General features: G+C 66.9%; 15 protein-coding genes. 11 read left to right on the top strand and 4 right to left on the bottom strand.

Annotated elements, in window-relative coordinates:
* Window positions 1-29 precede the first annotated feature (29 nt).
* Both V3B41_RS08380 and V3B41_RS08375 read right to left on the bottom strand, forming a co-directional pair.
* Complete coding sequence (locus V3B41_RS08380; protein ID WP_197633757.1) at window positions 30-3263, bottom strand: efflux RND transporter permease subunit; 3234 nt, start codon at window positions 3261-3263, stop codon at window positions 30-32.
* A 74-nt stretch (window positions 3264-3337) separates the two neighbouring features.
* Window positions 3338-4582, bottom strand: a complete 1245-nt coding sequence (locus tag V3B41_RS08375; protein WP_049427327.1) for an efflux RND transporter periplasmic adaptor subunit — start codon at window positions 4580-4582, stop codon at window positions 3338-3340.
* A 187-nt stretch (window positions 4583-4769) separates the two neighbouring features.
* Here V3B41_RS08375 and V3B41_RS08370 point away from each other — a divergent pair, with 187 nt between their 5' ends.
* The 9 genes from V3B41_RS08370 to V3B41_RS08330 all read left to right on the top strand — a co-directional run bounded on the left by V3B41_RS08370 (window position 4770) and on the right by V3B41_RS08330 (window position 13716).
* Window positions 4770-6089 (top strand): M20 family metallopeptidase, encoded by a 1320-nt coding sequence (locus tag V3B41_RS08370; protein ID WP_049427338.1) that lies wholly within the window; start codon window positions 4770-4772, stop codon window positions 6087-6089.
* Window positions 6090-6620: 531 nt separating this feature from the next.
* Window positions 6621-7439 carry an NADPH-dependent 7-cyano-7-deazaguanine reductase QueF gene (queF, locus tag V3B41_RS08365; protein ID WP_049429005.1) on the top strand — a complete coding sequence of 273 codons (819 nt, stop codon included), beginning with the start codon at window positions 6621-6623 and terminating at the stop codon, window positions 7437-7439.
* Between the two features lie 174 nt (window positions 7440-7613).
* On the top strand, window positions 7614-7907 hold the full coding sequence (locus tag V3B41_RS08360) for a LysM peptidoglycan-binding domain-containing protein (protein WP_294996602.1): 294 nt from the start codon (window positions 7614-7616) through the stop codon (window positions 7905-7907).
* Window positions 7908-7952: 45 nt separating this feature from the next.
* On the top strand, window positions 7953-8465 hold the full coding sequence (locus tag V3B41_RS08355; protein WP_099555121.1) for a hypothetical protein: 513 nt from the start codon (window positions 7953-7955) through the stop codon (window positions 8463-8465).
* A gap of 337 nt (window positions 8466-8802) precedes the next feature.
* Entirely contained in the window at window positions 8803-11025 is a 2223-nt protein-coding gene (locus V3B41_RS08350; protein ID WP_329860662.1) for an NADP-dependent isocitrate dehydrogenase, read from the top strand.
* 362 nt (window positions 11026-11387) lie between these two features.
* On the top strand, window positions 11388-12353 hold the full coding sequence (locus V3B41_RS08345; RefSeq protein WP_106551114.1) for a hypothetical protein: 966 nt from the start codon (window positions 11388-11390) through the stop codon (window positions 12351-12353).
* The gene (locus V3B41_RS08340; RefSeq protein WP_329860660.1) at window positions 12346-12894 is read left to right on the top strand and encodes an ATP/GTP-binding protein; all 549 of its coding nucleotides are present in this window, start codon (window positions 12346-12348) and stop codon (window positions 12892-12894) included. The genes V3B41_RS08345 and V3B41_RS08340 overlap by 8 nt, the downstream gene beginning before the upstream one ends.
* Window positions 12887-13303, top strand: a complete 417-nt coding sequence (locus tag V3B41_RS08335; RefSeq protein ID WP_049429000.1) for a roadblock/LC7 domain-containing protein — start codon at window positions 12887-12889, stop codon at window positions 13301-13303. The genes V3B41_RS08340 and V3B41_RS08335 overlap by 8 nt, the downstream gene beginning before the upstream one ends.
* Window positions 13304-13356: 53 nt before the next feature.
* Window positions 13357-13716, top strand: a complete 360-nt coding sequence (locus V3B41_RS08330; RefSeq protein ID WP_049424080.1) for a hypothetical protein — start codon at window positions 13357-13359, stop codon at window positions 13714-13716.
* Window positions 13717-13905: 189 nt separating this feature from the next.
* On the opposite strand, the gene V3B41_RS08325 is transcribed toward V3B41_RS08330, so the two are convergent.
* Complete coding sequence (locus V3B41_RS08325; protein ID WP_295549288.1) at window positions 13906-14643, bottom strand: KilA-N domain-containing protein; 738 nt, start codon at window positions 14641-14643, stop codon at window positions 13906-13908.
* Between the two features lie 240 nt (window positions 14644-14883).
* On the opposite strand from V3B41_RS08325, the gene aceK reads away from it, so the two are divergent.
* A complete protein-coding gene (gene aceK, locus V3B41_RS08320) occupies window positions 14884-16614 on the top strand; it encodes a bifunctional isocitrate dehydrogenase kinase/phosphatase (RefSeq protein ID WP_329860656.1) in 1731 nt (576 codons plus the stop codon).
* 66 nt (window positions 16615-16680) lie between these two features.
* Window positions 16681-17568 (top strand): energy transducer TonB, encoded by an 888-nt coding sequence (locus V3B41_RS08315; protein ID WP_295549283.1) that lies wholly within the window; start codon window positions 16681-16683, stop codon window positions 17566-17568.
* 34 nt (window positions 17569-17602) lie between these two features.
* On the opposite strand, the gene V3B41_RS08310 is transcribed toward V3B41_RS08315, so the two are convergent.
* Complete coding sequence (locus V3B41_RS08310; protein ID WP_049428996.1) at window positions 17603-19177, bottom strand: sensor domain-containing diguanylate cyclase; 1575 nt, start codon at window positions 19175-19177, stop codon at window positions 17603-17605.
* Window positions 19178-19202: the final 25 nt, after the last annotated feature.

Here is a 19202-nt window from a genome sequence, read left to right as displayed (position 1 = left end):
TGCGGTCCCCCGCAGCAGCGGGGCGAGGATCATGCCTGCGGCTCCTGCAGCGAACCGTTGCGCAGCGCGCGCTGTTCGCGGCGGCGGGCAAGCCATTCGGAGAAGCGCTCCATGTACAGGTAGATCACCGGCGTGGTGTACAGCGTGACCAGCTGGGACAGCAGCAGGCCGCCGACGATGGCGATGCCGAGCGGGCGGCGCAGTTCCGAGCCGATGCCGGTGCCCAGCGCCAGCGGCAGCGCACCGAGCATGGCCGCAGCGGTGGTCATCATGATCGGGCGAAAGCGCAGCAGGCAGGCACGGCGGATCGCCTCGTGCGCGTTGGCTCCGGCGCGTCGCGCCTCGATGGCGAAGTCCACCATCATGATGCCGTTCTTCTTGACGATGCCGATCAGCAGCACGATGCCGACGATGCCGTCCACCGACAGGCTCAGCCCGCACAGCATCAGCGCCAGCAGCGCGCCGACACCGGCCGGTGGCAGCGTGGAGATGATCGTGATCGGGTGGATGTAGCTCTCGTAGAGCACGCCCAGCACGATGTAGATCACCACCAGCGAGGCCAGCAGCAGCCACACCACATCGGTCTGGCTGCCGGTGAATTCGGCGGCCTTGCCGATGAACTCGGCATGCAGGTGGGTCGGCATGTCCAGGCTGTCCTTGGTCTCCTGGATTGCACGCACCGCTTCGGACAGCGAATACCCCGGCGCCACGTTGAACGAGACCGTCACCGCCGGCAGCTGCTGCTGGTGGCTGACAACCAGCGGCGCGCTGCTCACCTTGCCTTCGGCCAGCGCCGACAGCGGGATGATGTTGCCGGCACCGACGGTGATGCCGGTGTTCTGCGCGCCGATGCCGGTGGCGGTGGACGAGTTGGACGAGGTGACCTGGCCGAAGCTGGTGGCGTTGGTACCGGTCAGCGCGCCGGCGCCGTTGGAGGCGACGGCCAGCTGTTCCATCAGTGCGGTACTGGTGCGGAACTCCGGTGCCACTTCCAGCACCACGCGGTACTGGTTGAGCTCGGTGAAGATGGTCGAGATCTGGCGCTGTCCAAACGCATCGTAGAGCGTGTCATCGATGGTCTGCATCGGCACGCCCAGCACGCTTGCCTTGTCGCGGTCGATGTTCAGCTCAAGCGCACGGCCCTGGTTGGACAGGTTGTTGTCGACGTCGGCAAGCTCCGGGCGCTTGCGCAGCGCCTCGGTCAGGCGCGTGGCCTGCTTGGCCACTTCGGCGCTGTCCACGTCCGACAGCGAGTACTGGTACTCGGTGGCGGCCACGCGGGTATCCAGGGTCACGTCCTGCACCGGCTTGAGGTACAGGGCCACGCCCGGAATGCCGGCCACTGCCTTCTGCAGGCGCGGCAGGATCTCCTCCAGGCCATCGCGCTGGCTGCGCTCCTTCAGCACGATCGACAGCTGGCCCTGGTTGAGCGTGGGGTTCATGCTGCCCGCGCCGATGAAGGCCGATACGCCGGTCACGTCCGGGTCCTGGCGCAGCGCTTCGGCCACCTGCTTGGTGCGCTGTTCCATCTGTGGGAAGGCGATGTTCTGGTCGGCCTGCACCACGCCGGTGATCAGGCCGGTGTCCTGTTCGGGCAGCAGCCCCTTGGGAATCAGCACGTACAGCAGCACGGTCAGCACCAGCGCACCGCCCGCCACGGCCAGGGTCAGGCGCTGGTGGCCCAGCACCCAGTCCAGGCTGTGCTCGTACAGGCCCACAGTGCGCGTCCACAGGTTCTGCTTGCCGGCCGCCGCTGCGCGTTCGTGCGCGTCCTCGCCCTCGGGCAGGGCGTCGGGCTTGAGCAGGTAGGCGCACATCATCGGGGTGAGCGTCAGCGAGATCAGCATCGACAGCACCACCGCGATGCTCAGCACCCAGGCGAATTCGTGGAACAGGCGGCCGGTGACGCCGGGCATCAGCAGCAGCGGCAGGAACACGGCGACCAGCGAGACGGTCAGCGACAGCACGGTGAAGCCGATCTGGCGTGCGCCGATCTCGGCCGCTTCCTTGCCACTCTTGCCCTGCTCGATGTAACGCACGATGTTCTCGATCATCACGATCGCATCGTCGACCACGAAGCCTGTGGCCACCACCAGCGCCATCAGCGAGAGGTTGTCCAGCGACATGCCGGCAAAAGCCATCACCGCGAAGGTGCCGGCCAGCGACAGCGGCACCGCCACCGAGGGAATGATCGTGGCCCACAGCCGGCGCAGGAACACGAAGATCACCGCCACCACCAGGCCGATGGTAAGGATCAGGGTGAACTGCACTTCATGCACCGAGGCGCGGATGGTCTCGGTGCGGTCGTTGAAGATCTCCAGGTGCACGTCGGCCGGCAGCACGCCCTGCAGCTGCGGCAGGATCGCGCGGATGCGCTCGACGGTCTGCACGATGTTGGCGCCCGGCTGGCGACGCACTTCCAGCAGCACCGCCGGCTTGCCATCGGCCCAGGCCGCCAGCTGGTCGTTCTCCACGCCATCGACCACCTCGGCCACGTCGGACAACCGCACCGGGCGGCCGTTCTTGTAGCTGATGATGGTGTCGCGGTACTCGGCAGCGCTGGCCAGCTGGTCGTTGGTGCCGATGCTGTAGGACTGGGTCTTGCCGTTCAACGAGCCCTTCGGCGCATTGACGTTGGCCTGGGTGAGCGCGCTGCGCAGCTGCTCCAGGGTCAGGCCCATGTTCGACAGCTGCGCCGGATTGACCTGGATGCGCACGGCCGGGCGTACGTTGCCGGCAATCGAGACCAGGCCCACGCCCTGCACCTGCGACAGGCGCTGGGCCAGGATCGAGTCGGCGTAATTGTTGACGTCACGCAGCGGGCGCGTGTCGGAGGTCAGCTTCAGGGTGACGATGGCCGCGTCGGCCGGATTCACCCGGTTGTAGACCGGCTGGTAGGGCAGCGACGAGGGCAGGGTGGCCTGGCGGATCGCCGCCTGCACGTCCTGCGCGGCGATGTCGATGTCGCGGTCCATCGAGAACTGCAGGATGATCGTCGACAACCCGGCCGACGAGTCCGACGTCATCAGTTCCAGCCCGGAGATCTGTCCGAACTGGCGCTCCAGTGGCGTGGTGACCAGCGAGGCCATGGTGGTGGCGTTGGCGCCGGGGTACTGGGTGGTGACCACCAGGCTGGGCGCATCGATTTCCGGCAGCGCCGACACCGGCAGCTTGCGGTAACCGAGGATGCCCAGCAGCAACAGGCCCGCCATCAACAGCGAGGTAGCGATCGGGCGGCGGATGAAGATCGTCGAAAAGCCCACGGACTGATCCTTGCTGGCACTTCAATGTCGGCGCCGGCAGGTCCGCCGGCGCGAGGGAGAACCGTGGCCTGCGCTCAGCGCGGACCACCACCGCGACGGCCACCGCCGCCACCGTTCTTCTGCTCGGCCGCTTTCAGCTCGGCCTCGGTCGGTGCGGCCGGGGTTTCGCCCGGCTTCAGCGCGGTGACCTTGCTGCCCGGCTTCAGGCGGAACTGGCCTTCGCTGACCACCCGCTCGCCGCCCTTCAGGCCTTCGGCAATCTGCACCTGGCTGTCGCCCACTTCCACGCCACTGCGCACGGTCTGCATCTTCACCGTGTTGTCGCCCTGCACGACGTAGACGTACTCGCCGTCCGGCCCACGCAGCACGGCCTGGGTCGGAATGACCACGCCACCGCCGATGGTGCGCAGCTGCATGCGCACGTTGACGAACTGGCCCGGCCACAGGCCGTTGTCGGTGTTGTCGAACAGCGCGCGCGCCTTGAACGTGCCGCTGTCGGCACTGATCAGGTTGTCGACCACGTCCAGCTTGCCGTCACCGGACAGCACGTGCGAATCGGCCCGGTCCAGCGCTGCCACCGGCACCGCACCGGCGGCCTGCGCCTGGCGCACGTCGCCGAGCTGGCGTTCGGGCAGGTTGAACAGCACATGGATCGGGTGGACCTGGGTCAGCGTGACCAGGGCGGTACCGGCATTGACCACGTTGCCGGCGTCGACTGCGCGGATGCCGGCGATGCCGGTGATCGGTGCGGTGACCTTGGTGTACTGCAGCTGCACCTGCGCCGAGCGCATGCTGGCCTCGTTCGCCGCGACTGCGCTCTCGTACTGTGCCACTTGGTTTCGTTGTGTATCCAGATCGGTCTTGGCGACGAACTGGCGATACTCCGGCGCATTCGAGCGCTGGTAGTTGGAGCGCGCGGTGGCCAGCAGCGCCTCGTTCTGGCGCTTGGCCGCCGCCGCCTGGTCGTAGCTGGCCTGGGCGGTGCGTGGATCGATCACTGCCAGCACGTCGCCCTTCTTCACTTCCTGGCCTTCGCGGAAGTTCAGGCTCATCAACTGGCCACCGACCTGCGGGCTGACGGTGACGGTGTTCATTGCCGTAACCGTGCCCAGCGCGCTGGCATACACCGGTACGTCCTGGCGCGTGGCCTCGACCACGGTGACCGGCACCGGGCCGGCATCCGGGTCTTCGCCACCCTGGCGCGCGCCCGCCGCTGGCTTTCCAGCCTTGTCCTTGCCCCCGCCGATGACGCGCAGGCCAACCACGGCCAGCACCAGAACCGCCACGACCAGCAGCACGATCTTCCAAACACGTGACATTACGAGGACTCCGAGAGGGCTGGACCGGGCGGGACGCCGGCGGCAATGCGCAAAGCATACCTGTGCCACATCACGTTTCCTGCATGACGGATGGGACGGGCGCTAAGACCGGATCCCCCGCGGGAGGTTCCCGTGGCGCCGGTGTTGCCCTACATTCAGCTGGAACCTTCTTGCTGTGGAGATTGCGATGCGCCGTTCGCTGCTGCTGTCCGCCCTGCTGCTGGCCCTGCCGGCCCTTGCTCACGCCCAGGACGGGCAGCGCCCGGAAGTGACTGCCGCTGCGCAGCGGCTGCAGGCCAAGGTGGTCGAATGGCGCCGGGACTTCCATCAGCATCCGGAGTTGTCCAACCGCGAGGCGCGCACCTCGGCCGAGGTCGCCAAGCGCCTGCGTGCGATGGGCCTGAAGCCGAAGACCGGCATTGCCCACCACGGCGTGGTGGCGATCATCGAGGGCGGCAGGCCCGGCCCGAAGATCGCCCTGCGTGCGGACATGGACGCGCTGCCGGTGACCGAGCAGACGGGCTTGCCGTTCGCCTCCAAGGCCACCGACCAGTACCGCGGCCAGACCGTAGGCGTGATGCATGCCTGCGGCCATGACGCACACACCGCCACCTTGCTGGGCGTGGCCGAAGCGCTTGTGTCGATGAAGAAGGACCTGCCGGGCCAGGTGATGCTCATCTTCCAGCCGGCCGAGGAAGGCGCGCCGCCGCCGGAAGAGGGCGGTGCCGCACTGATGCTGAAGGAAGGCCTGTTCGCCGACTTCAAGCCGGAGGCGGTGTTCGGGCTGCACGTGTTCTCCAGTGTCCAGGCCGGGCAGATCGCGGTGCGCGGTGGCCCGCTGATGGCCGCCTCGGACCGCTTCGGGATCAAGGTGATCGGTCGCCAGACGCACGGGTCGGCGCCGTGGAACGGCGTTGACCCGATCGTGGCCACCGCCGATCTGGTCGGCACCGCGCAGACCATCGTCAGCCGCCGCGCCAACCTGTCCAAGCAGCCGGCGGTGCTGACCTTCGGCGCGATCAACGGTGGCATCCGCTACAACATCATTCCCGATGAAGTGGAAATGGTCGGCACCATTCGTACCTTCGACGAGGGTATGCGCCAGCAGATCTTCGCTGACCTGCGCAACGTGGCCGAGCACACGGCCGCCGCGCACGGTGCCAAGGCGGTAACCGACATCTACGAGTCGGAAGGCAACCCGGCCACGGTGAACGACCCGGCGCTGACCGCGAAGATGCTGCCGAGCCTGCAGGCGGTGGTGGGCAAGGACAATGTGTACGAGCCGCCGCTGCAGATGGGCGCGGAGGATTTCTCGCTGTACGCGAAGGAAGTGCCGGGCATGTTCTTCTTCGTGGGTTCGACCAGCGTGGGCATCGACCCGGCGACGGCGCCGGCGAACCATTCGCCGAAGTTCCTGCTGGATGAGAAGGCACTGGATGTGGGACTGCGGGCGTTGCTGCAGGTGAGCCTGGATTACCTGCACGGTGCCGGCACTCCTGCGGGGTGAGGGGGGCCGGCAGGGCTTGCAGCCCTGCACCCGCCTAAATCAACGTCAACGTCAAAAGCGGGCATTCCGTGGGATGGCGGGGTGGGTCCGGTTGAGGGGGACGCCGTAAACCCGTCCTTGGGGGCTTGGCCGCGGCATCCATGCCGCGGACACCCCCTCAACCGGACCCACCCCGCCTTCGACAGTTTCCCGCGGGCTGCCGGAACGACATCCTGCTTTGGTGGGTGTCGACCTTGGTCGACACGGCGGACGTCGTGAACGTCTGAAGGATCGGCTTTTGATTTTGATTTTGATTTTCTGATCTTTCCCGTGGTGGCGCGGGAAATTGTCCGTGGCCGGGAGGGTGGGTTGGCTGGGGGCGTGAGCCGCATGGATGCGGCGACCGAGCCTCCATGGACGGATTCACGGCGTCCCCCAGCCAAGCCACCCTCCCGGCCAACCCCGGCATCCGGCAACACAACCACCACGGAGGGGCTCCGCCGTTGGCCGGCCCGGCCGAAGGCCCGCCCTCCGCGCGATACAATGCCCACCATGAACACCCCACAGGATTCCAGCCTCGGTCGCGAGGTCAGTTACCCGTCGCAGTACGATCCCGGCCTGCTGTTTCCCATCCCCCGCAGCGGCGCCCGCGCCGAGATCGGTCTCGATGACGCCGCGCTGCCGTTCGTCGGCCACGACCGCTGGCATGCCTTCGAGCTGAGCTGGCTCGACCCGCGCGGCAAGCCGCAGGTGGCCGTGGCCACCGTGCAGGTGCCGTGCACCTCGCCACGGCTGATCGAATCGAAGTCGTTCAAGCTGTACCTCAATTCCCTCAACAGCACCCGCATCGACAGCGCCGAGGCACTGCGTGCGCGCATCGTGGCGGATCTGTCGGATTGCGCCGGTGCGCCGGTCCAGGTCGAGTTCGGCCTGCCGGGCCTGCGCGAGACGCCACTCGGTGAATCCATCGACGGGCTGGAACTGGAGATCGACTGCTACGGCCCGCCGCAGGCCGACTTCCTCTCGGCCGATGCCGGTGAAGTGGTGGAAGAGACCCTGGTCTCGGCGCTTCTGAAGTCCAACTGCCCGGTCACCGGCCAGCCGGACTGGGCCACGGTCAGCCTGCGTTACCGCGGGCCGAGGATCGACCGTGCCGGCCTGCTGCGCTATCTGGTCAGCTACCGCGAACACGCCGAGTTCCACGAGCAGTGCGTTGAGCGGATCTTCAGCGAGGTGTCCGCGCGCTGCCAGCCGCAATGGCTGGAAGTGGAAGCCCGCTACACCCGCCGTGGCGGCCTGGACATCAACCCGTGGCGCGCCAGCCCCGGCATCGTCGCCCCGGCAGCGACCTACCGCGAACTGCGCCAGTAACCGCCGCCGCAGGCGGTTACGGGTAGCGCCGGGCCACGCCCGGCGAGCGCAGCGGCCACCTTCCGCCTCGATTGTTCAGCCGCCCCCCGGGGCGGCTTCACATCTGCACCATCCCCGTTTAACAACCGCCATGGCAACGTGCGAGCCACGTAGTCATGCAGACGGGAGTTGTGGATGAGTACCGAGAAGAAAGCCGATTTCTCCGGCGTCAGCGCCAGCGTCGACAGTACCGCCGAGCAGGTGCCGAAGGCGGACTTCTCCGGCGTCAGCGCTTCGGTGGACAGCACCGCCGAGATCGTCGGCGGCGGCACCTACACCGTGCAGAAGGGCGACTCGCTGTCGAAGATCGCCAAGCAGCATCTGGGCGACGCCAACGCCTGGAAGAAGATCTTCGAAGCCAACCGAGATGTGCTTGACGACCCGGACAAGATTTTCCCGGGCCAGACCCTGAAGCTGCCGCCGAAGTAAGCCGGCGTTCGAACGCCGTCCGACAATCCCTGGGAGGAACCCCGAATGATCAAGACCACCCCGCTCCAGACCGCCCTGATCGCCGCCCTGCTGGGCAGTGTCGCCCTGGTCGGTTGCAAGAAGAAGGAAGAGTCGACCGACACCAACGCCGCTCCGGCTGCCACGGCTCCAGCCGAGCCGGCAGCGCCGGCGCCGATGACCGGTGCACCGCCGCCGATGGCGGAAGCTGCTGCGGTCAGCGTTTCCACAGTCACCGTGGGCAAGACCGCTGCCGCCGACAAGTCGGTCGCCCCAGCTGCACTGTTCTCGCCGAAGGATGACGTCATCGTCTCGGTCAAGACCGATGGCGCTGCCAACAACGTCAATGTCGGCGCCAAGCTGACCTTCCAGGACGGCCAGGTGGCCGGCGAACAGACCGCGACCCTGAATGCCAGCGGCGCGGAGACCACCAACGTCACGTTCAAGAATGCAAAGGGCTGGCCGGCCGGCAAGTACCGCGCCGAGGTCATGGTCGATGGCAAGGCGGCCGGAACGCCGCAGGAGTTCGAGGTCAAGTAAGTCCTGCCGACTCTCTCCCGGCAGGACTCACGATGGACGCAGCCGCGAGGCTGCGTCCTTTTTTATTGGGCGACGGTTGGCTTCATCCACGCATGGCGTGGATCTACCGATGCTGGGGCTGGGTTTCATCCACGCGTGGATGGATCACACCGTTGCCGCCGTGCAGTACCGCCGCGTATGGCGCGGCTTTGCCCCGCGCGGCTGAAAACGCGACAATGCAGGGGTTTCCCCGCCGCGCGCCCACCCTGACGGCGACGGGGGAAAGCGACACGGTTGCACGTGGCCCGGCGCTGGCGCCGGCCTTCCCCTGAGCATTGCTACAGAGTCCAAGTCCCCCATGTCCAAGATCCTCTATACGCTGACCGACGAAGCCCCGTTCCTGGCCACCCAGTCGCTGCTGCCGATCGTCGACGCCTACACCGCCACTGCCGGCATCGTGGTGGAAACCCGTGACATCTCGCTGTCCGGCCGCATCCTGTCGCAGTTCCCGGAACTGCTGTCCGATGCACAGAAGGTCAGCGACGACCTGGCCGAGCTGGGCCAGCTGGCGACCACCCCGGACGCCAACATCATCAAGCTGCCGAACATCTCCGCTTCGGTGCCGCAGCTGAAGGCGGCCATCAAGGAACTGCAGGACCAGGGTTACCCGCTGCCGGATTACCCGGAAACCCCGGCTGACGACCAGCAGCGCGACTACAAGGCGCGCTACGACAAGGTCAAGGGCAGTGCAGTGAACCCGGTGCTGCGTGAAGGCAACTCCGACCGCCGCGCACCGCTGTCGGTGAAGAACTACGCGCGCAAGCACCCGCATCGCATGGGCGCCTGGGCGTCGGATTCGAAGTCGCATGTCGCGCACATGGCTGCCGGCGATTTCTACGGCAGCGAGAAGTCGGCCACCCTGGCCAATGCCGGTTCGCTGAAGATCACCTTCCACGGCAAGGACGGCAGCACCGTCGTGCTGAAGGAAAAGACCGCGGTCAAGGCCGGCGAGATCGTCGATGCCGCGGTGATGAGCCGCAAGGCACTGGCCGCGTTCATCGGTGAGCAGATCGCCGATGCCAAGGCCCAGGGCGTGCTGTTCTCGCTGCACCTGAAGGCGACCATGATGAAGGTCTCCGACCCGATCATGTTCGGCGTGGCGGTCAACGAGTTCTACAAGGACGTGCTGGCCAAGCACGCCGACGTGCTCAAGCAGGCCGGTTTCGACGCCAACAACGGCATCGGTGACCTGGCCGCGCGCCTGTCGTCGCTGCCGGAAGCCACCCGCGCCGCGATCGAAGCCGACCTGGCCGCCGAGTACGCACAGCGTCCGGGCGTGGCCATGGTCAATTCGGACAAGGGCATCACCAACCTGCACGTGCCGAGCGACGTGATCGTCGACGCCTCGATGCCGGCGATGATCCGCGACTCCGGCAAGATGTGGAACGCCGAAGGCAAGCTGCAGGACACCAAGGCGGTCATTCCGGACCGCTGCTACGCTGGCGTGTACCAGGCCGTCATCGACGACTGCAAGGCGCACGGCGCCTTCGACCCGGCCACCATGGGCTCGGTGCCGAACGTCGGCCTGATGGCGCAGAAGGCCGAAGAATACGGTTCGCACGACAAGACCTTTCAGATCGCCGCCGACGGCGTGGTCAAGGTCACCGACGATGCCGGCAACGTGGTGTTCGAACACGCCGTGGAAGCCGGTGACATCTGGCGCATGTGCCAGACCAAGGACGCGCCGATCCAGGACTGGGTGAAGCTGGCCGTCGAACGCGCCCGCCTTAGCAGCACCCCGGCCGTGTTCTGGCTGGATGCCGCCCGTGCCCACGACGCACAGGTCATCGCCAAGGTCGAGCAGTACCTGAAGGACCACGACACCAACGGCCTGGACATCCGCATCCTGCCGCCGGTGGAAGCGACCGCGTTCTCGCTGGACCGCATCCGCAAGGGTGAGGACACCATTTCGGTGACCGGCAACGTGCTGCGCGACTACCTGACCGACCTGTTCCCGATCATGGAACTGGGCACCAGCGCCAAGATGCTGTCGATCGTGCCGCTGATGGCCGGTGGCGGCCTGTTCGAGACCGGTGCCGGTGGTTCGGCCCCGAAGCATGTGCAGCAGTTCGTTGAAGAGGACTACCTGCGCTGGGATTCGCTGGGTGAGTTCCTGGCCCTGGCCGCGTCGCTGGAACACCTGGGCAACCGCTACGACAATGCCGCCGCCCGCGTGCTGGCCAAGGCGCTGGACGAAGCCAACGGCCAGTTCCTGGACAACGACAAGTCGCCGTCGCGCAAGCTGGGTGGCATCGACAACCGTGGCAGCCACTTCTACATCGCGCTGTACTGGGCCCAGGCGCTGGCCGCGCAGGACGAAGATGCTGCGCTGAAGGCACGCTTCGCACCGCTGGCCAAGGCGCTGACCGACAACGAGCAGAAGATTGTTGAAGAGCTGATCGCTGTGCAGGGCAAGGCCGTGGACATCGGCGGCTACTACCGCCCGGACGTGGCCAAGGCCGGCAAGGGGATGCGCCCGAGCGCGACCTTCAACGCCGCGCTGGAGCAGCTGCGCGGCTGATACATCGCCGCTTGGTCGTGACACCGGAACCCGCGCCTCGGCGCGGGTTTCTTTTTGCCTCCGGGGTCAGATCCCTTCTGCGCGCAAAAGGGATCTGACCCCAATCTGCTTTGGGGGTCGGATCCCTCTGCCCGCAGAGGGCTCCGACCCCATCCCCCAGCGACCAGAACCGTGAAATCCGTCAACCGGCGTAATGCCGTCAAGAGGGCATGAAACTTGCCCACGATGGCGGTCGTAGAATGGATCGGCACGGTTCTGCAGCCGCCTTCAATCTGAGCAATCGATCACGACGGTTGCCTCCAGCGATGCCCTAGCCTTGGCGACGCGAGACCACCGGGGAGGTGGTCGCACGGGGAACACCGATGGCACGCGTGCTGGTAGTGGGAACCGACATCCAGGGCGAACAGGCACTGCTGCAGCGCCTGCGCCTGGCCTCGGCCCTGCCTGATGGCCAGATCCGTCGCAGCCAGGACCTGGACGACTGCGACCTGCTGGTCATCCGGGATACGCCGGCGCTGCGCAATGCAGCCCTGCGCATGCGCCAGCAACGACCGCGACTGCAGTGCTGGATCGAGGATCTGGGGGGCCAGCTGCGCGACGGCGATGGCCACCAGGACGTACTTGATGACGGAGCCATCGGCCGCGCGCTGCGCGGGATGCAGTTGGCAGTGGAGCCCCTGGCCATGCACGCACCCGCACCGATCCGCCTGGCCGATGGTGCACACGCCATCACCCGCCTCCTGCGCGAGCGGCTGCCGTTGCGCCAGGGCCAAGCCCTGCTCTGCGATGCCGGCGAGCCGGTACTGCTGATGGACCTGGAGCACGACCAGGCGGTGCTGCTGCAGGAGCCTGCCGCTGCGCTGGTCGAACGCCTGGCCGATGCCTTCGAACGCCTGCAGCTGGATGCGCTCACGCCGGCGCGCCTGCAGGCCCTGGCCGCTGATCGGCCGCGGCAGCCGCTGCGGCCCCTCCTGTGGCAGTGGGCACAGCGCAGCCGCCATTGGCAGGCGCTGGACGAGCGCTTGCGTGGTGCTTCGGTGAAGCTGCTGCGCTGGCCCGACTTCCGTGTGCTGGGCCATGACCACGATGGCTTCCGGCTGTGCTCGCTGCTGCTCAAGCGCGCGTGCACGGTGGACGAGTGCGCGATGCTGCTCGAGCTGCCAGCCGCTGCCGTGCGCGACTTCATCCATGCCGCCTACCTGTGCGGCTACGCGCAGCTGCAGGCATCCGCCGCGGCACCGGTAGCGGCGCGTGCGGCCGGCGCGACCGACAATGGCCTGCTCGCCCGCCTGTGGCGGCACCTGCGCGGGAGCGAGCGCAATGCGTGAGCACAAGGTGGTGGTGCTCGGTGGCATGGGCAGTGGCAAGTCGACCCTGGTGCGCAGCATCGCGGCCGGGGCGGTGATCGATACCGATGTGGCCAACAGTGACCGCGTCGGTGCCGACAAGGCGTCCACCACCGTCGCCCTGGACTATGCCGATATCGACCTGCCCAATGGCGAGCGCCTGCGCCTGTACGGCACGCCGGGCCAGCAGCGTTTCGATTTCCTCTGGCCGATCCTGCTGCAGGGCGCCCGCGGCGCCGTGCTGCTGCTGGATGCGCGGCGCGCGAGCGTGGTTGCCGAACTGGAGGATTACCTGCAGGTGCTGCGGCCGTTCGCATCGTCATTGGCGCTGGTGGTGGCCGTCACCCATCTCGACCAGGCACCGCATGCCGCGCTGGACGACTGGGCCGCACGCACCAGCCTCGATGATCAACCGCTGCCCTTGCTGGCAGTGGATGCCCGCGACCGCGAACAGGGATTGCTGCTGATGGATGTATTGATGGGCGAGATGGAAGCGCACGCACTGGTGGCCGCGCATGGCTGACGGGCAGGTGGCGGTACTGCCCGATGCCGGCCAGCGTGAGCGCCTGCAGCCGCTGCTGCAGGACCTGCGGCAGCGGGTGGAAGGCGTACGCACGGTGGTGCTGGCCAGTGTCGATGGCTTCGCCCTGGTCAGTGCCGGTGCCGAAGGGCGTGGTGAACGCCTGGCAGCGATGACCAGCGCGATGCTGGCGCTGGCCGCAGCGGTGGGGCGCGAACTGGTGCTGGGCGATCTGCAGACACTGATGCTGGAGGCCGCGGGCGGAAAGGTACTGATGCTGGCGATCCAGGCCGAAGGGCGTGCACCGCTGCTGCTGATGGCGGCCTGCGACCAGCGCAGCGTGATCGGCCAGGTGCTGTGGCAGAGCAGGGAATGTGGCCAGGCGATCCTGGCTGAACTCGGCGGATCGTGAGCCCGGCCGCAGGGGAACGAGGGGCTCGAACCAACATCGACAAGGGGTGCGACGTGGCTGGATTGAATGAATCGTTGAACGCACTGATGGGCATCGACGGCGCGCAGGCAGTGGCGCTGGTCGACTACGAAAGCGGCATGTTGCTGGGCGAGGCCGGTGCCGGCATGGACATGGAAGTGGCCGCCGCCGGCAACACTGAAGTAATCCGCGCCAAGATGAAGACCGCCGCATCGCTGAATCTCAACGACAGCATCGAGGACATCCTGATCTCGCTGGGCAAGGCGTACCACATCATGCGCCCGGTGGCGAAGAAGAAGGGGCTGTTCTTCTACATCGTGCTCGACCGTACCAAGTCCAACCTGGCCCTGGCCCGGCGCAAGGTGCAGGACGTGGAGGCCGATCTGGCGATCTGAAGCGCCGGCTTCTGTGGAGCCGAGCATGGGCTCGGCTCCACAGGAGAGCGAAACGTCATGCTCGGCTGCGCTTCGCATCTGTAGAGCCGAGCCATGCTCGGCTGCGCTTCGCATCTGTAGAGCCGAGCCATGCTCGGCTGCGCTTCGCATCTGTAGAGCCGAGCCATGCTCGGCTGCTTTCAGCCGCAGTCACTTCGCCGGAAGCAGCAGCGCGGCCACGAACGAAAGCGCCTTGCTGTCGCGCGCTGCAAAGTACGCCGGTGCTTTCTCCGGGAGCCATACTTCATTGAAGTGGCGGCGGAAGTCCTCGTAGAACTCGTTGGGGTACAGCTTGGCCGGCACCGTGCGCCCATCCGGGTAGGTGTGGTCATACGTCGGCAGTGCATCGGTGTCGACACCCCGTTGGTCCCTCAGCCACTTGCAGAACAGGCGCCCTTCGGAAATGTCCGGTACCAGCGCCTGCGGCAGGGTGTATCCGGCCTGCTCCAGCGGCGCGATCAGATTCAACGTCAGCTCGTTGAGCATCGAGAAGTGGGTGTACGGCACTCTGGCCCGGTTCTGCATGTAGCGCTCGATATGCGCGGGCATCACCGCGTTGGCGCGACCCTGCTGCCATTCCACCACCCACTGCGCCACCTTCACCGCGAACTTGCGGGACAGCCACTGGCCCAGGTTGATGGCCAGATAGGGATGGATCCAGGTGCCCTGCATGGTCGGGATTCCGCCGGAGACCACGTGGATGAGTTCGTTCTCGGCCAGTCCGGTCTGGAGGGTGAGCTCCTGCAGGAACTCCTCCGTCGATTTCAGTGCCCGGTAGTCGGACCAGCGCTTGTTCACGGACTGGCACAGCGCGGTGGCGCTGATGTAGCCGTCTCGCACCCGCTGCGGGATTACAGTGCCTTCCTCCATGCGAGGGATCAGGGTCATTTGCTGCATGCGTCACCTCGTGCCGTTGTGAGCCTGGAAGGGTAGGCAACGCGGTGGACCGGGGTCTGTAGGAATCGTTGCGTTTTCGTGGGACGCAATGGGCCTGCCCCGGCAGAGCCGGGCCGACGCTCGGCTGTACTTCGGACAGACTGCGTGAACCGGGCCGGGCATGGGCCCGGCTCTACACAAGCCACCCCACGCCAGCGTATGGTGAAGCCGGTCCTACCGGGTGAGTCCTGCATGTCCGAGCCTCACAGTGCTGCCGAGCTGGCACCGCGCATCGCGGTGGCCATCCGCGATGGCTTCGAGGATTACCACGCTCGATTCGCAGGCGTGACCGCCCGCGCGCGGCAGCGCTTCGAGCAGCGCGACTGGGCCGGCGCCCGCCAGGATGCGGTCGAGCGCATTGCGCTGTACGACCTGTGCATTGCCGAGCAGATGGATGCACTGCGCCGCCTTGCCGGCGAGGCGATCGGCGAACGTGCGCTATGGCTGCAGGTGCACGCGCAGTACAGCGCGCTGCTGCTGGGACTGATCGACGCCGAGTTGTACAAGACCTTCTACAACACGTTGTCGCGGCGCATGTTCGCCACCCGCGGCGTGGATCCGGCGTTGGAGTTCATCGCCTTTGATGTCGAGCCGTCCGATGCGATCACCCATCCGGTCGCGCGGCATACCTACGCGGTTTCGCCGACGCGGCCGGTGGAGGCCCTGCAGCGCGCGTTGGCCGATTATCGCTTCGACATTCCGTATGCGCACCAGCTGCGCTGCGCGGCGGCCATCGCCGTGCGCCTGCAGGACGACCTGGCCCACTGGGGCGATACACCCTTGCGCAGCGTCGAGCTGCTCGACACCGTGTTCTATCGCGAGCGCCGCGCCTATCTGGTCGGCCGCGTGTTCGGCGAGCACCGCTTCTCACCCTGCGTGATCGCGCTGGTCAACGATGAGCGTGGACTGCGTGCCGACGCGGTACTGACCCGGCGCCGCGACGTCGCCCATCTGTTCGGCGTGTCGCGCAGCTACTTCCAGGCAAACCTGGCCACGGTAGGTGATGCCGTAGTGTTCCTGCGCAGCCTGCTGCCGGGCAAGCCCATCGATGAGATCTACACCGTGCTGGGCCGTGCCAAGCAGGGCAAGACCGAGCGCTACCGCACCTTCTTCCGCCACTTCAACGAGCATCCGCAGGAGCGGCTGGTGCATGCCGAAGGCACACCGGGCATGGTGATGGCGGTGTTCACCCTGCCCAGCTATCCGCTGGTGTTCAAGCTGATCCGCGACCGTTTCGCATGGCCCAAGGCGATGTCGCGGCAGCAGGTGGAAGAAAAGTACGCGCTGGTGTTCAACCTCGATCGCGTCGGCCGCCTGCTCGACGCACAGCCCTATCGCCACCTGCGCTTCCCACGCGACCGCTTCGCTCCTGCACTGCTGGACGAACTGCTGCAGCAGTGTGCACAGAGCGTGCGCGTCGATGGCGACGAGGTGGAGATCGCACTGTGCTACGTGCAGCGCCGTTTCCGTCCATTGAACCTGTACCTGCGCGAGCAGGGCGGGGAGGCGGTACGTGCAGCGGTGCTCGACTACGCGCAGGCGATCACCGACATGGCACGCAACAACATCTTCCCCGGTGACATGCTGCCGAAGAACTTCGGTGTGTCGCGGCACGGCCGGGCCGTGTTCTACGACTACGACGAACTGTGCCTGGTCAGCGACTGCGTGTTCCGCGCCTGGCCACAGCCGCGCACACCGGAGGAAGCACTGGCTGACGAACCCTGGTTCCATGTGGGGTCGCGCGATGTGTTCCCCGAACGCTTCGGCCCGTTCATGGGCCTGCCGGCGGGTGAACTGGCCGCGGTCCGCGAGCACTACCGGCATCTGTTCGATCCGGCGTGGTGGCAGGGCCTGCAGGAGCGCTTCGCCCGCGGTGACTATCCGGATACACCGCCCTATGCTGGCGCGCACCGGTTGGCGTAGCCAGGCCGGACTGTCCCGGATGTGAAGACTGCGCTACGCTCGGCACTCATCACCAAGGATCCGGCAATGATGCGTCGCCCCCTGTTCCTCGCTCTCGCGTTGGCCGTCGGTGCCGGCGCTCCCCTGCTTGCTGGCGATGCCAGCGCACAGACCACGCGCGCGGTGCGTGCCACCGCGGAGATGAGCATGGTGCTCTCTGGCCATATCGAGGTCACGCCCGAGGGCGCGGTCAGTTCACTGGTACTGGACCAGAAGTCGATGCTGTCTCCGAGCATCGCGTCCTTCGTGGAGGGCACCATCGGTGGCTGGCGCTTCGAACCCACCCTGCGCGATGGCAAGGCGGTGGCGGCACGTGCGCCATTGCGGGTGCGCCTGCGCGGCAAGGCCATGGCCGATGGTGGCTACGAAGTCAGCATGACCAGCGTCAATTTCAGCGAGTACGATGAGAAGGCCACCGATTCGGTGACCCAAGGGCGCATGACTCCCCCGCGCTATCCGGAAGAGGTCTATCGGAGCGGTGGGCAGGGTGAAGTGCTGCTGGTGGTCAGGATCGCGCGTGATGGCACGGTGGCCGATGTCGTCGCCGAGCAGGTGAACATGACCGTGGTCGGACGCGAGCGCACCCTTGCCAAGATGCGCGAGATCCTGGCCAGGGCCGCCGTCAGCAGTGCCCGCAAGTGGACGTTCAAGCCACCGACTACCGGCGAAGCCAGCACCCGCGACAGCTGGACGGTACGCATACCGGTGAATTTCGGCCTGAACGATGATCCCAATGGAGCGGAGCGCTATGGCCGCTGGCGTGCCTTCATTCCGGGCCCGCGGCAGGCCGTGCCGTGGCGGAAGGCAGATGCGATCGAGCAGGCCGGCAGCGACCTGCTGCCCGAGGGCGGCATCTACATGGTGGACGGCGCCAAGCGCGGCCTGCGCCTGCTGACGCCGCTGGAGCAGGGCTGACGATCACTGCGGAGCCGGCCAGGCCGGCTCCGCGTCAATCGGCGTAGGGGTAGACCACCACCCGGTTGCGGCCCTGTTCCTTGGCCAGGTACAGCGCCTTGTCGGCCAGTCGCAGCGCCTGCTCGGCGTCGATGTGGAAGCTTGGGAAATGGGCCACGCCCAGCGAGACGGTGATGGTGCCGACCGGCTCAAACGGATGGTCGGCAATGTGCTGGCGAAGACGCTCGCCAGCCTGTCGCGCTGACTCGGCGCTGATGCCCGGCAACAGCAGCAGGAACTCCTCGCCACCGGCGCGGCAGAGGATGTCGCTGTCGCGCGAGTAGCGGCGCATCTGGTCGGCGATATGGACGATGGCGGCGTCGCCGACATCATGGCCGTGGTTGTCATTGATCGATTTGAAGCGATCGATGTCCAGTGCCAGGATCGCGAACGGGATGCCCTGTACCTGCAGGGCATCCAGCGCCTGCTGCAGGCCACGGCGGTTGAGCAGGCCGGTCAGTGGATCGGTGCGGCTGGCGCGGTTGAGCGTGCCGATGCGGTCCTGCAGCGCATTGAAGCTGTGCAGTACCGCCTGCTTCAGCTGGGCGACCTCGAAGTACCACGCGCGGATGCCGCTGACGTGGTTGATCGCGTTGCCGGTGTCTTCGCCACCCTGCACGTTGCGTGCGAGCTGCCACAGCGGCATCGAGATGCGACGGGCGAACCACCAGGTGATCAGCAGCGACAGCAGGCCCAGCGGAATCGCGTTCCAGATCACTGCGGTCATCAACCGCGACAGCGGCTGCAGCGTGGCCTCGGTCGGGCGCTGGGCGATGATGCCCCAGCCGGTGGCCGCCACCGGCGCGTAGCCGGCCAGCATCGACACGCCCAGGTTGTTACGCACCTGCTGCGCGCCGCGCTCGCCACGCACCACGGCCTTCACCGCGGGGTTGCCGACCACGTAGTCGCCCACCCGTTTGCCATCGGCGTGGTACAGCAGGCGACCATGACGGTCGACCACGTACAGGTAGGAACCATCACGGTAGTAGTGCTTGCCCAGAAGCGTGTGCAGCGCGCTGCGCTGGCGCAGGTACAGGGTGCCGCTGACGTAGCCGCGATAGCGGCCCTGGCGGTCGAAGATCGGGTGTGACAGCGAAACCAGCAGCTTGCCGGTGGCCGACTGGTACGGGTCGCTGATCATCGGCTGGCGCGCGGCCAGTGCGGCGTTGTTGCCGACGCTGTGCAGCACTTCGCCCTGCAGCTGCAGGGTCTGCGGCGAGGTGGCGATCACCAGGCCGTCGGCATCCACCACCAGCGAAGAGTTGAAGCTGTTGGTCTGCAGCTGCAGGCGGCTGGCTTCGTCCTGGGCCTGCGCCGGATCGAGATTGCCCTGGCCGAGCCGGGTGGCGGCGTAGGCCAGTTCCTGCTGGGCAGCCAGCAGGAAGTTCTGGGTGGTCTCGGCCAGCTTGGTGGCGTAGACGCGGTTGGCTTCCAAGGTATTGCCGACCAGCTGGTCGCGCTGCACCCGGTAGCTGGCCAGCAGGGTGTTGGCCAGCGCGATGATGGCACTGAGCAGGGCCAGGGCGAGGATCAGCTTGCCCAGGTTGAGGCGGGGAGACAGCGTTCGCATGCGTCGACGGATCCGGCAGGAGGCT

It is taken from the genome of Stenotrophomonas sp. SMYL89 (assembly GCF_036319985.1).
Lineage (GTDB): Bacteria > Pseudomonadota > Gammaproteobacteria > Xanthomonadales > Xanthomonadaceae > Stenotrophomonas > Stenotrophomonas maltophilia_Q.
Note: the sequence above shows the minus strand (reverse complement) of the source record. Positions and strands in the feature narration are given on the sequence as shown.

What these genes read in the sequence shown, in the direction of transcription:
- V3B41_RS08375 (WP_049427327.1), bottom strand. Translation starts at nt 4,582, where the DNA reads ATGTCACGTGTTTGGAAGATCGTGCTGCTGGTCGTGGCGGTTCTGGTG.
- V3B41_RS08370 (WP_049427338.1), top strand. Translation starts at nt 4,770, where the DNA reads ATGCGCCGTTCGCTGCTGCTGTCCGCCCTGCTGCTGGCCCTGCCGGCC.
- queF (WP_049429005.1), top strand. Translation starts at nt 6,621, where the DNA reads ATGAACACCCCACAGGATTCCAGCCTCGGTCGCGAGGTCAGTTACCCG.
- V3B41_RS08360 (WP_294996602.1), top strand. Translation starts at nt 7,614, where the DNA reads ATGAGTACCGAGAAGAAAGCCGATTTCTCCGGCGTCAGCGCCAGCGTC.
- V3B41_RS08355 (WP_099555121.1), top strand. Translation starts at nt 7,953, where the DNA reads ATGATCAAGACCACCCCGCTCCAGACCGCCCTGATCGCCGCCCTGCTG.
- V3B41_RS08350 (WP_329860662.1), top strand. Translation starts at nt 8,803, where the DNA reads ATGTCCAAGATCCTCTATACGCTGACCGACGAAGCCCCGTTCCTGGCC.
- V3B41_RS08345 (WP_106551114.1), top strand. Translation starts at nt 11,388, where the DNA reads ATGGCACGCGTGCTGGTAGTGGGAACCGACATCCAGGGCGAACAGGCA.
- V3B41_RS08340 (WP_329860660.1), top strand. Translation starts at nt 12,346, where the DNA reads ATGCGTGAGCACAAGGTGGTGGTGCTCGGTGGCATGGGCAGTGGCAAG.
- V3B41_RS08335 (WP_049429000.1), top strand. Translation starts at nt 12,887, where the DNA reads ATGGCTGACGGGCAGGTGGCGGTACTGCCCGATGCCGGCCAGCGTGAG.
- V3B41_RS08325 (WP_295549288.1), bottom strand. Translation starts at nt 14,643, where the DNA reads ATGACCCTGATCCCTCGCATGGAGGAAGGCACTGTAATCCCGCAGCGG.
- aceK (WP_329860656.1), top strand. Translation starts at nt 14,884, where the DNA reads ATGTCCGAGCCTCACAGTGCTGCCGAGCTGGCACCGCGCATCGCGGTG.
- V3B41_RS08315 (WP_295549283.1), top strand. Translation starts at nt 16,681, where the DNA reads ATGATGCGTCGCCCCCTGTTCCTCGCTCTCGCGTTGGCCGTCGGTGCC.
- V3B41_RS08310 (WP_049428996.1), bottom strand. Translation starts at nt 19,177, where the DNA reads ATGCGAACGCTGTCTCCCCGCCTCAACCTGGGCAAGCTGATCCTCGCC.